Raw genomic sequence first — 11653 nt, 5'->3', positions numbered from 1 at the left:
TCTCCCAGCTACAGCCCGCGCGGCCTAACGGGGTTATTCAGAGCCGACTCAGTAGACCAGGCGCGCCAGCGGCACCTCCAGCCGCAGGGTCATCCCCTCGCGCGCCCAGTCCTGCGCGATGCTGCCGCCGAGCTGGGTGATGGCGCCGCGCTCCGCCAGGATGGTGCCGAAGCCGCGCCGCTCCGGCGGCCCCTCGACCGCCGGCCCGCCGCGCTCCCGCCAGACGAGGCCGAAGCGCTCGCCCAGCCGCTCGCCGGTGATGGCGACGCCGCCCTCGGGCTGCGACAGCGCGCCGTATTTCGCCGCGTTGGTCGCCAGCTCGTGCAGGATCAGCGCCAGCGAGGTCGCCGCCTTCACGCCGACCGGCACGTCGTCGCCGGCGAGATGCAGCCGCCCCGCCTCCTCCGTCCCGTAGGGCGCGAGCAGGGTGGCGATCAGCCCCTTCAGCGTCGTCCCTTCCGCCGCGGCCTGCGCATCGCCCCCGTGCGGCCGCACATACTCATGCGCCCGCGCCAGCGCCTGCAGCCGGCGGCGGACCACGGCGGCGAAGCCCTTCACCTCCTCGGAGGCGCCGGAGGCGGAGAGCGAGACCAACCCGCCGATCACGGTGAAGATGTTCTTGATCCGGTGCGAGAGCTCCTTGGCCAGCAGCTCCTGCCCCTCCTCCGCCCGCTTGCGCTCCGTGATGTCGACGACGGCGCCCGAGAAGCGCTGCGGCTGCCCGGCCGCGTCGCGGGTGCAGCGGCCGCGCGCGACCACCCAGCGAATTTCGCCACCCGCCTGCGGCAGCCGGTACTCCGCCTCGAATGGCTCTCCCGTCTCCATCGCCTGCAGCATGAGCTGCCACATCCGGTCGCGGTCCTCCGGCGCCACCGCCGCGGTGAGGCCGCCCATGGCGATGCCGGAGGCCATGGCCGCCGGATCCTGCCCGAACAACCGGGCGAAGCCGGCATCGGCGGTGACGCGGTCCGCCGGCACCTCCCAGACGAAGGTGCCGATCATCTCCGCCGCGCCGAGCGCCAGGCGCAGGCGCTCCTCGCTGACGCGGAGCTTCTCCTCGGTCGCCTTGATATCCTCGATGTCGGTGCAGGTGCCGAACCAGCGCTCGATCCTGCCCGCCGCGTCGCGCACCGGTAGGGCGCGGCCGAGCGCCCAGCGATAGGCGCCATCGGCGCGGCGCAGCCGGTACTCGATCTCGTAAGGATCGCCGGTCTCGAGCGAATGGCGCCAGCGCTCCCAGGCGCGGGCCTGGTCGTCCGGGTGGAACATGCCGTTCCAGCCGGCGCCGTCCGTGGAGCCGAAGGGCACGCCGGTGAAGGCGTACCAGCGCGCGTTGTAGTAGTCGTGCGACCCGTCCGGCAGGGTGGACCAAACCATCTGCGGCATCGCATCCGCCAGCACGCGGAAGCGCCGCTCGCTCGCCCGCCGCGCCTCGAGCGCCCGGCGCAGCTCGAGCTGCGCCATCACCTGCCGCGCCAGGACGTCGAGGGCGAAGCGCTGCTGCGCGGTCAGCCCGGCCGGGCGCGGCACGCTGTCCAGCACGCAGAGGGTGCCGAGCGGCAGCCCATCCTCCGTCTCCAGCAGCGCACCGGCATAGAAGCGGAGATGCGGCGCCCCCGTCACCAGAGGGTTGGAGGCGAAGCGCGGGTCCCGGGTGGTGTCGGGCACCACGAAGAGGCCCGGCTGCAGGATCGCATGGGCGCAGATCGAGACGTCGAGCGGCGTCTCCCGCACGCCGAGGCCGATCTCCGCCTTGAAGAACTGCCGGTTCTCGGCGATCAGGTTGACCACGGCGAAGGGCGCCTCGCAGAGCTGGGCCGCGAGCTGGACCACCTCGTCGAAATCGCGTTCCGGCGGCGTGTCGAGGACGCCGTAACTGTCGAGGGCGGACAGGCGCTCGGCCTCGTCCCAGCGGCATCCCTGAGACCGGCGAGGTTCGGCCTCATCCGCCTGGCCCTCGAAGGCGTTCATCGATGCCCGTCCGAAGCTGAAGCCGACATACCGTCAATTCGCACCAAATCAGGTCCTTGACGAGAGCCTTGCGCGCAAGGTGTGTTCGATGTCGGCAGGATCATAGGGTTTCGGCACGAAGGGGACGGAGCGCAGCTCCGGCGGCAGCTCCTCCGGTCGCGAGCCCGAGACGAAGGCGAAGGGCAGGCCCCGGCTATGCAGCGCCGCCGCCAGCTCGAAGGTCTTGCCATCCAGCACGTCGATGTCGAGCAGTGCCGCGTCGAAGGCCGTGTCGGCGAGCGCCCGCTTCGCCTCGACCACGGAGGCGGCGAGCGCGACCTGGGCACTACCCTCCGCCAGGCCGAGCACGATCTCCTCAAGATCGAGCGCGACCATCGGGTCGTCCTCTACGATCAGTATCCTACGCGCATGCATGGGCTTCACCGATATTCAGGCACCGCCGCCACGGGCCACGCCTGTCGATACGCGAACGCATTGCCAAGCCTTCGGCCCCGCAGCATGACGTGGTTGTGACGGCCGATGCGGTAGCCCCTGCCGCCGCAGGGTTCCCTTGACGCCATCCGCTCCGCCATGCCCATCCTGACGCCATCCAGATCCCAGGAGGAGCAGTCCGGGTGAGCCAGGAGGAGGCAGGCATCGTCATCGCCGGCGCCGGCCATGCGGGCGGCTCGGCCGCGGCCTTCCTGCGTCAGTATGGTTGGAAGGCGCCGATCACCCTGGTCGGCGAGGAGCCGCTGCTGCCCTACCAGCGCCCGCCCCTCTCGAAGGCCTGGCTGAAGCGCGAGGCGACGGCCGACAACCTCGCCCTCCGGCCGGAGCGCTTCTACCTCCAGCAGGCCATCGCCACCCGGCTCGGCACGCGCGTCATGGCGATCGACCGCGCCGCCCGCTGCCTCGCCCTGGACGACGGCAGCACCCTTCCCTACGACCGGCTGATCCTGGCGACCGGCGCCTCGCCCCGTCGCCTCGGCCTGCCCGGGGAGGCGCTGCGCGGCGTGCTCGCCCTCCGCAGCGCCGCCGATGCCGACGCCCTGGCCGCGGTGCTCGCGCCCGGCTGCCGCCTCGCCATCATCGGCGGCGGCTATATCGGCCTCGAGGTCGCCGCCTCCGCCCGCACCCTCGGCGCCAGCGCCGTGGTGATCGAGCGGGAGGCCCGGGTGCTGGCCCGCGTCGCCGGCCAGGCCCTCTCCGCCTTCCTCGAGGCCCGCCACCGCGCCGAGGGCGTTGAGCTGCTGCTGGAAGCGGGCGTCGAGGCGATCGAGGGCGAAGGGGGCGCCGTCGCCGCCGTCCGCCTGGTCGACGGCCGCCACGTCCCCTGCGATGCGGTCCTCGTCGGTATCGGCGCCGTTCCCAATGACGCGCTGGCCGTGGCGTGCGGCCTCGAGGCCGGCGGCGGCATCACCGTCGACCTCGCTGCCCGCAGCTCGGACCCGCTGATCCATGCCATCGGCGACTGCACCCGCCGCCCCTTGCCCCTCTATGGCCGCGAGGCGCGCCTTGAGAGCGTGCCCAACGCCATCGAGCAGGCGAAGCAGGCCGCCGCCGATATCTGCGGCCGCCCGGCACCGATCCCGGAGGTACCCTGGTTCTGGTCGGACCAGTACGACCTCCGCCTGCAGATCGCGGGCCTGGCCTTCGACCCGGCCGAAGCGGTGGTGCGCGGCGAGCCGGAGGGCGGCAGCTTCGCCGTCTTCCACCTTGCCGCCGACCATCGCGTGCTGGCGGTGGAGGCGGTGAACGCGCCGGCTGACTTCATGGCGGGGCGCATCCTGGTCTCGAAGCAGCGGCAGGTGGCGCCGCACCTGCTGCGAGACGCGGCGATGCCGCTCAAGGACCTCGCCATCTGACGAAAAGACTGAAGGGAAGGACGCGCATGCCGCAGGTCACCTATATCGAGCACAACGGCACCGAGCACCGGATCGAGCTGGAGCCCGGCAAATCCGTGATGCAGGGCGCCATCGACAACGGCATCCCCGGCATCGATGCCGATTGCGGCGGCGAATGCGCCTGCGCCACCTGCCATGTCTATGTGGACGAGGCCTGGCTGGCGAAATGCGGCACGGCGAGCGAGCAGGAGGCCAGCATGCTGAGCTTCGCCGCGACGGCCGAGCCCAATTCCCGCCTCTCCTGCCAGATCACCATGTCGCCCGAGCTCGACGGCCTCGTCGTCCGGATGCCGGAGGCGCAACACTAGAACGAAGACAGAGAGAGGAGCCGGCCATGAACGCCCCCGTCGACCTCGACCACGCCCGCATCGCAGCCTCGACGCCGCTCGACCGGCTCGACCCGAGCAACCCGGCGATCTTCCGCGACGATGCCTGGCATCCCTATTTCGCCCGGCTGCGGCGCGAGGCGCCGGTGCACTACACGGCCGAGAGCATGTTCGGCCCCTTCTGGTCGATCTCCACCTACAAGGAGATCATGCAGTGCGAGCTGGCGCACAAGGTGCTGTCCTCCGACAGCCTTCACGGCGGCATCACCATCCGCGACCGCGACAAGTCGCTGCGCCTGCCGATGTTCATCGCCATGGACCCGCCGCAGCATGACGACCAGCGGAAGGTCGTGCAGCCCATCGTGGCGCCCGCCAACCTCGCCAAGCTCGAGCACATGATCCGCGAGCGCGCCATCCGCATCCTGCAGGGCCTGCCGCGCAACGAGACCTTCAACTGGGTCGACCGCGTCTCGATCGAGCTGACGGTCGCCATGCTGGCGACGCTCTTCGACTTCCCGCAGGAGGAGCGGCGCAAGCTGTCCCACTGGTCGGACTGCGCGACGGCGCTGCCCATGCCGGGCGGGCTGATCGAGAGCGAGGAGCAGCGCGAGGCCGTCTTCGCCGAGATGCTTGGCGCCTTCATGACGCTCTGGAACGAGCGGGTGAATGCCGAGCCGCGCCCCGACCTCATCTCCATGCTCGCCCATGGCGAGGCCACGCGGAACATGACGCCGCGCGAGTTCATGGGGAACCTGATCCTGCTGATCGTCGGGGGCAACGACACCACGCGCAACTCGATCAGCGGCGGCGTGCTCTTCCTCAACGAAAATCCGGGCGAGTACGACAAGCTCCGCGCCAACCCGGGCCTGATCGAGACCATGGTGCCGGAGATCATCCGCTACCAGACGCCGCTCGCCCATATGCGGCGCACGGCGGTCGCGGATTTCGAGATCGGCGGCAAGACGATCCGCGAGGGCGACAAAGTCGTCATGTGGTACATCTCGGGCAACCGCGACGAGGCGGCGATCGAGCAGCCGGACCGCTTCATCATCGACCGCGCGCGGCCGCGGCAGCACCTGTCCTTCGGCTTCGGCATCCATCGCTGCGTCGGCAACCGCCTCGCCGAGCTGCAGCTGAAGATCCTGTGGGAGGAGATCCTGCAGCGCTTCCCGAAGATCGAGGTGGTGGGCCCGGCCGAGCGGACCTACTCCTCCTTCGTCCACGGCATCACCAACCTGCCGGTGCGCATCCCCGGCTGAGGTGGAGGGGGCGGCGGATCGCGCCGCCCCGCCCGCTCACCCCCTTGGTCAGGTGCGCTGGAGCATCATGTTGAGCTCTTCCAGCATGGTGATGTGTTGCTGGATCGACATGCGCGCCAGCACAGCAATGTGCTGCCCGTCGACGCTGCGGTTGGTGTTGTCGAGATAGCCCTGCTGCACCAGCAGGCTCTCGCGGTGGCTGAGCAGCTGGCTCTGCACATAGGCGCGGTCGAAGGCCGGGCCGGAGAGGGACTGCAGGCTGGTCAGCACCGCCTGGTGCTCGGCATCGAGCGGCACCGGCGGCGGGTTCGCCACATCGGTCATCACCTGGGCGAGCGCGGTCTGCTCGGCGATCTCGAAGGTGGCGAACTGCTTCACCTTCAAGTTCTCGGACCGCTCCAGCGCCATCTGGCTGGTCTGCTTGGCGAGCGTCCCGTTCATCAGCGTCATCGCCGTGTGCTCGGTGGCCGAGAGAGTGCGCACGGTCCCGGGCGTCACCATCGGCGCGGTCTGAGCCAGGGCGGTCCCGCGTAGCAGCGGCACGGCCGCCCCGGCGGCGGCAAGTCCAAGGATCGCATGGCGTCGGTTCATCGTGTCGGCTCCGTTTGCTGTGGCCGGCGCGCAACGCGCCGCCTCTTTCGCGCAAACGGGCCCATCCGGCGGGGGTTCATCCACTCCGGCGAATGAACCCCATGTTTCCTGAAGGGTCGGTAACCTGTCTCAAGCCGGCTTCGTCAAGCCCTCGCGCCGCGGACCAGCCGCCCCGGCAAGGCCCCGGTTGGCTCGCCATGTCGTGAGACGACCTCGCCATGGACGATGGTCGCCACATAGCCTTCCGCCCCCTGCACCAGCCGCTTGCCGCCGGCGGGCAGGTCGTAGCGCAGTTCCGGCACGCGGATCTGCAGCCGGTCGTAGTCGATGACGTTGAGGTCGGCCCGCTTGCCGACGGCAACCAGCCCCCGGTCCCGAAGGCCGAGCGCCACCGCATTGTCCCGCGTGAGCCGCCTCACCGCGAAGGGCAGCGGCAGCTTCGGCCCCCGCACCCGGTCCCGCGTCCAGTAGGCGAGCATATGGGTGGTGGAGGAGCTGTCGCAGATGATGCTGACATGCGCCCCGCCATCGCCGAGCCCCATCAGCGTCTGCGGGTGCTCGACCATCTCGCGCACCGCCTCCAGGTCGCGATCGGCGTAGTTGATGATGGGCCGGTTGAGGATAGCCTTCCCGTCCCGCTCCATCATCCAGTCCCAGCAGAGCGCCGCCGGGTCCATGCCTCGCGCCGCCGCCACCGCGCCGACGCTCGTCTCCGGCCGCGGCTCGTAGTCGGGCGGGTCGCCGAGGGGGAAGATCATGTCCCAGACATTCAGCCGCGCCCGAAGCGTCGGATCGGGCACCTCCTCCGACAGGATGCGGGCGCGGAAGGCCGGGTCGCGCAGCACCGCCATCTTCTCGGCGAAGGGCAGCCGCGCCACCGCCTGCCAGGAGGGCCGCGCCATGAAGGGGTGCTGCGACAGCTCGAAGCCGAACATCAGCCCGACCGGCCGCGCCATCACCTGCCCCGTCATCGGCACTCCGGCGGCATTCGCCGCCTCGATCCGCTCGAGCAGGAAGCGCCAGAGCCAGGGCCGGCTCTCCCGCTGCAGCAGCGAGAAGGTCATCGGCCGACCGGACGCCGCGGCAATGCGCTGAAGGCGCGCGAACTCGTCCTCCGGCTCGTCGAAGTCGGAGATCACCTGCAGCCAGCTCGCCCCGGCGGCGCCGACCGCACGGCCGATCGCCTCCAGTTCCGGCTCCGGCGTGCCGAGGGTCGGCGTATGCGTCCCGTCCAGCGTCCTGTGGGCGATGGCGCGCGAGGTGGAGAAGCCGAGCGCCCCGGCGCGGATGCCCTCGGCGGCCAGCCGCGCCATCTCGGCCGTCTCCTCGGGCGTCGCCTCGGCATAGGCGGCTGCGCGCTTGCCCATGACATGCACGCGGAGCGGCGCATGCGTCACCTGGGTGGCGATGTCCATGTCGTAGCGCCGGCTGCCGAGCACATCGAGGAATTGCGGAAAGCTCTCCCAGTTCCAGGGCAGCCCCTCGGTCAGCACGACCTCCGGCAGGTCCTCGACGCCCTCCATCAGCTTGACCAGCGCCTCGCGCGCCTCCGGCCGGCAGGGGGCGAAGCCGACGCCACAATTGCCGATCAGCGCCGTCGTCACGCCGTTGAGGGAGGAGCTGTCGAGCCGGCTGCTCCAGGTCGCCTGGGCATCGTAATGGGTGTGGATGTCGACGAAGCCCGGGGTGACGATCATCCCGCAGGCATCGATCTCCTCTGCCCCCCGCGCCGCGACCTTGCCGACCGCAAGGATGCGCCCGCCGCCCACGGCAATGTCCGCCTCATAGGGCTCGCCGCCGCTGCCATCGACGATGGTTCCGCGGCGGATGACGAGGCTCGGCTCCATGGCAGCTTCCTCCGGTGCTTTGCCCCCGAGCCTTGGCCGCCTTGCCGCCCCTGTCAACGCTGGCGCAGCCCTTGCTAGGCTGGCGCCGACAGGAGCCCCTTGGATGCCCGCACCGCGTACCCTTCTCGACCTGGAACAGGATGTCGCCCGCGATCTGGAGCTGACCGCTCATCCCCGCGCCCCCTGGCTGGTGCCGAAGACCTGCGGCGGCGCCCCGGTGCTCGATTGCCTTGTCATCGGCGCCGGCCAGGGCGGCCTCGCCGTCGCCCATGCCCTGCGGCGGGACAAGGTGGAGAACATCCTGCTCATCGACCGGGCGCCCGAGGGCCGCGAGGGCCCCTGGGTCACCTATGCCCGCATGCGCACGCTGCGGAGCTGGAAGACGCAGACGGGCCCCGACCTCCGCCTCCCCGCCCTCACCTACCAGGCCTGGCACGAGGCGCAGTTCGGGCCCGCGCATTTCGAGGCGATGCGCTGGATCCCGAAGGAGCTCTGGCAGGACTACCTGCTCTGGTTCCGCCGCGTCACCGGCATCCCCGTCCGCAACGGCGTCGCGGCCGGCGCCATCACCCCGGCGCGGACCGACGACGACCTGCCCTGCCTCCGCATCGAGAGCAGCGAGGGGCCGTTGCTGGCCCGCAAGGTCGTCATCGCCACGGGGCAGGAGGGCGTCGGCGCCTGGTGGATGCCGGAATTCGTCTCGGCCCTGCCGAAGCCGCTGCGCGCCCATGCCAGCGAGGAGATCGACTTCGCCGCCCTGCGCGGCAGGACCGTCGCCGTGCTCGGCGCCGGCGCCTCCGCCTTCGACAATGCGGCGACGGCGCTCGAGGCCGGTGCGGCGGAGGTCCATCTCTTCTGCCGCCGGGCGGAGCCGATGATCATCCAGCCCTATCGCTGGCTGACCTTCGCCGGCTTCCTTCGCCACATGCATGAGATGCCGGACGCGTGGCGCTGGCGCTTCCTCAGCTACATCCTCGGCCTGCGCGAGGGCTTCCCGCAGGACACCTACACGCGTGTCCTCGCCTTCCCGAATTTCACCATGCATGTCGGCCGCCCCTGGACCGCGGCCCGCACCGAGACCGGCCGCGCCGTGCTGGAGACGCCGCGCGGCCCCTTCATCGCCGACTACCTGATCTGTGGCACCGGCGCCCGGATGGACCCGGCCCTGGTGCCCGAGCTCACGGCCTGCGCCCACAACATCGCCCGCTGGCGCGACCGCTACACGCCCCCGCCCGGCGAGACCCCGCCCGAGCTCGCCGAGCGCCTGGGCGGCTTCCCCTACCTCGCCCCCGACAGCAGCTTCCAGGAGCGCCATGCCGGCGAGACGCCCTGGATCCGCGACATCCACCTCTTCGGCATCGGCACCACCATGTCCTTCGGCCCCGCCGGCAGCTCCATCAACGCCATGAGTATCGCCGCGCCCCGCGTTGCCGCGGGGGTGACGCGCGGGCTCTTCGAGGCCGACCTGCCGCGCCTCTACGGGGAGCTTCTGGCCTACGACATCCCGCAGGTGGAGCTGGCGGTGGAAAGGCTGGTGGCCGAGTAGGGCGCCGGCGAGGGCTGCGCCCCGGTCGCCCGGACCCTTCGCCGGCCTGCCGCCGCCCGCGAAGATCGTCATGTTGCGGGTTCGCCGCATGCGTTAAGCTTTCCCGGCGTGACCATGTCATCCCAAGCTCCCCCGGCGGACGGCCGCCGCCCGCCTGGCGCCGCCGGCCGGTTGCTGCTGCTCCTGCCGGTCGCCGCCATGGCGGTGCCGCTGCTCGTGCTCGGGGTCGGGGCCGTCATGGCCTGGCGCTCCGCCTGGGGCGAGGCGACCGCCGAGATGGAGCGCACCGCCGATGCGGCCGCGGAATACGTCCTCCGCGTCCTCGAGGGCCACCGCGCCGCCGTCGACCGCGTCAACGAGGCGCTCGTCGGGCTGTCCGACGCGGAGATCCAGGCCGACGAGGCGGCGCTGCGGGACCGCGTGCGCAGCCTGATCGGGTCGATGCCGCTCCTCGCCACATCCTTCGTCATCGCCCGGGACGGCCATCCCCTGCTCAGCGCCAGCACCTTCCCGGTCTCCCACGACATCGACTTCTCCGACCGGGAGTACTTCCAGGCCCTCGCCCGGGACGACGCCCCGGCCCTGCATGTGAGCCGCGTCCTCATCGGCCGGCTGGACAATGCCCTCTTCTTCGCCATCGGCCGCCGCCGCGAGGGCGCCGGCAACGGCCGTTCGCCGGGGGAGTTCGACGGCCTGATCAACGTATCGGGCGACCCCAACCGCCCGGCCCGCGGCTTCGAGGCCTTCCGGCGGGACGCGGGCGACACGGTGACGCTCATCCGGAGCGACGGCGAGGTCCTGGCGCGGTCGCCCGGCTTCGATCGCCCGCTGGCCCCCTTCCCGCCGTCGAGCAGCTTCCATGCCGCCGTCGCCTCGGGCGCGGCCCGGGCGACCTACCAGGCGGGCTCCTCCGTCGACGGCGTCGAGCGGCTCTTCGCCATACGCCGGGTCGGCGACCTGCCGCTCTGGGCATCGGCCAACCGCTCCCGCATGGCGGTGGTGGGGCGCTGGCGGGCCGTGATGCTCGGCCAGTCCGCCATCGCCCTCCCCGCCGCCCTGGCCCTGCTCGCGCTGTCCCTCCTCGTCGTCCGCGCTCAGCGGCGCCTCGCCTTGGCCAATGCCGATCTCGAAACACGGGTCGCGGAGCGCTCCGCGGCCCTCGCGGCACGCGAGGAGCGCCTGCGGCTGGCGATCGAGGCAGGGCAGCTCAGCGCCTGGGAGTTCGACCTCGCCACGGGCCGCGGCTCGCGCGCCGGGCCGCTCGCGGCGGAGATTCCGACGGTCCCGCCGCGCGACTTCCCCTTCGAGGCCTGGCTCGAGGCCATCCATCCGGAGGACCGGGACAGGGTGGAGCGCCAGTTCTGGGCCGTGGCCCGGGACGAGGCCCCCCGCTTCGAGGTCGAGTTCCGCACCGGCCGTCCGGACGGCGCCTGGGTCTGGCTCTCCTCCTTCGGGGCGGTGGTCGAGCGGGAGGGCGGAACCGGCAGGCCCAGGCGGATCGCGGGCGTCGCGCAGGACATCTCGCGGCGCAAGGCCGCCGAGGAGCGGCAGGCCCTGCTGTCGCGCGAGGTGGACCACCGCGCGAAGAACGCCCTCTCGGTCGTCCTCGCCGCCCTTCGGCTCACCCGGGCGCCGACGCGGGACGACTACGTCCGGGCGGTGGTGGGCCGCGTGGCCGCCATCGCCCGGGCGCAGACCATCCTCGCCGGCGAGAGCTGGGCGGGGGCCGACCTGCGCACCCTGCTCCGGGGCGAGGTCGCGCCCTTCCTGCCCGAGGCCGGGCGCGAGGGCCCCTGCCTTGCGCTCGACGGCCCCGACCTGGCGCTGCCGCCGCAGGCGGCCCAGCCCCTGGCGATGGCCTTCCACGAGCTGGCGACGAATTCGGTGAAGTACGGCGCGCTGTCCGTGGCCGAGGGGCGGTTGTCGGTGACCTGGGGGCTGGAGGCGCAGTCCCGGGGCGGCGTCACGATCCGCTGGGTCGAAAGCGGCGGGCCGCCGGTCGAGGCCCCGCCCGCCGCGAAGGGCTTCGGGACGCGGGTCCTCGAGGCCACCATCAAGGCGCAGCTCGGCGGGGAGGTGAGGATGCAATGGCTCCCGGCCGGCCTCGCCTGCACCATCTCCATCCCGCTGCATGGCGCGGCGGCGGAACCCTTCGAAAGGGAGGGTGCGCTCGCCTAGCAGCCTGTCGGATTCCCAACGGGCCTGATATCGGCGAATCTGTTCGGCA

At 71.7% G+C, this 11653-nt stretch carries 9 protein-coding genes; 5 read left to right on the top strand and 4 right to left on the bottom strand.

Features of this window, described 5'->3' with window-relative positions; translation table 11 throughout:
* Positions 1-48: 48 nt before the first annotated feature.
* Positions 49-1971, bottom strand: coding sequence for a PAS domain-containing protein (locus AC5JJ1_RS01970; RefSeq protein WP_495783435.1), 1923 nt, complete (start codon positions 1969-1971; stop codon positions 49-51).
* Positions 1972-2019: 48 nt separating this feature from the next.
* Complete coding sequence (locus AC5JJ1_RS01965; protein ID WP_495783434.1) at positions 2020-2346, bottom strand: response regulator; 327 nt, start codon at positions 2344-2346, stop codon at positions 2020-2022.
* Between the two features lie 239 nt (positions 2347-2585).
* Here AC5JJ1_RS01965 and AC5JJ1_RS01960 point away from each other — a divergent pair, with 239 nt between their 5' ends.
* Genes AC5JJ1_RS01960 through AC5JJ1_RS01950 form a run of 3 tightly spaced genes read left to right on the top strand, consistent with a single transcriptional unit; the run spans position 2586 to position 5442 of the window.
* Positions 2586-3818, top strand: a complete 1233-nt coding sequence (locus tag AC5JJ1_RS01960) for an NAD(P)/FAD-dependent oxidoreductase (RefSeq protein WP_495783433.1) — start codon at positions 2586-2588, stop codon at positions 3816-3818.
* 26 nt (positions 3819-3844) lie between these two features.
* Positions 3845-4165 (top strand): 2Fe-2S iron-sulfur cluster-binding protein, encoded by a 321-nt coding sequence (locus AC5JJ1_RS01955; protein WP_495783432.1) that lies wholly within the window; start codon positions 3845-3847, stop codon positions 4163-4165.
* A gap of 26 nt (positions 4166-4191) precedes the next feature.
* On the top strand, positions 4192-5442 hold the full coding sequence (locus tag AC5JJ1_RS01950; protein WP_495783431.1) for a cytochrome P450: 1251 nt from the start codon (positions 4192-4194) through the stop codon (positions 5440-5442).
* Positions 5443-5490: 48 nt separating this feature from the next.
* On the opposite strand, the gene AC5JJ1_RS01945 is transcribed toward AC5JJ1_RS01950, so the two are convergent.
* Both AC5JJ1_RS01945 and AC5JJ1_RS01940 read right to left on the bottom strand, forming a co-directional pair.
* Positions 5491-6033 carry a DUF4142 domain-containing protein gene (locus AC5JJ1_RS01945; RefSeq protein ID WP_495783430.1) on the bottom strand — a complete coding sequence of 181 codons (543 nt, stop codon included), beginning with the start codon at positions 6031-6033 and terminating at the stop codon, positions 5491-5493.
* 143 nt (positions 6034-6176) lie between these two features.
* A complete protein-coding gene (locus tag AC5JJ1_RS01940) occupies positions 6177-7880 on the bottom strand; it encodes an N-acyl-D-amino-acid deacylase family protein (protein ID WP_495783429.1) in 1704 nt (567 codons plus the stop codon).
* A gap of 103 nt (positions 7881-7983) precedes the next feature.
* Between AC5JJ1_RS01940 and AC5JJ1_RS01935 the strand changes: the two genes are divergently transcribed.
* Positions 7984-9426 (top strand): NAD(P)-binding domain-containing protein, encoded by a 1443-nt coding sequence (locus tag AC5JJ1_RS01935; protein ID WP_495783428.1) that lies wholly within the window; start codon positions 7984-7986, stop codon positions 9424-9426.
* Between the two features lie 114 nt (positions 9427-9540).
* Positions 9541-11604 carry a sensor histidine kinase gene (locus AC5JJ1_RS01930; protein WP_495783427.1) on the top strand — a complete coding sequence of 688 codons (2064 nt, stop codon included), beginning with the start codon at positions 9541-9543 and terminating at the stop codon, positions 11602-11604.
* Positions 11605-11653: the final 49 nt, after the last annotated feature.

This window comes from Belnapia sp., assembly GCF_059504005.1.
The sequence above is the reverse complement of the archived record's forward strand: the minus strand, read 5'-3'. Positions and strand labels throughout refer to the sequence as shown.

Coding starts and splice junctions, on each gene's coding strand:
- AC5JJ1_RS01965 (WP_495783434.1), bottom strand. CDS start 2,346: ATGGTCGCGCTCGATCTTGAGGAGATCGTGCTCGGCCTGGCGGAGGGT.
- AC5JJ1_RS01970 (WP_495783435.1), bottom strand. CDS start 1,971: ATGAACGCCTTCGAGGGCCAGGCGGATGAGGCCGAACCTCGCCGGTCT.
- AC5JJ1_RS01945 (WP_495783430.1), bottom strand. CDS start 6,033: ATGAACCGACGCCATGCGATCCTTGGACTTGCCGCCGCCGGGGCGGCC.
- AC5JJ1_RS01940 (WP_495783429.1), bottom strand. CDS start 7,880: ATGGAGCCGAGCCTCGTCATCCGCCGCGGAACCATCGTCGATGGCAGC.
- AC5JJ1_RS01935 (WP_495783428.1), top strand. CDS start 7,984: ATGCCCGCACCGCGTACCCTTCTCGACCTGGAACAGGATGTCGCCCGC.
- AC5JJ1_RS01950 (WP_495783431.1), top strand. CDS start 4,192: ATGAACGCCCCCGTCGACCTCGACCACGCCCGCATCGCAGCCTCGACG.
- AC5JJ1_RS01930 (WP_495783427.1), top strand. CDS start 9,541: ATGTCATCCCAAGCTCCCCCGGCGGACGGCCGCCGCCCGCCTGGCGCC.
- AC5JJ1_RS01955 (WP_495783432.1), top strand. CDS start 3,845: ATGCCGCAGGTCACCTATATCGAGCACAACGGCACCGAGCACCGGATC.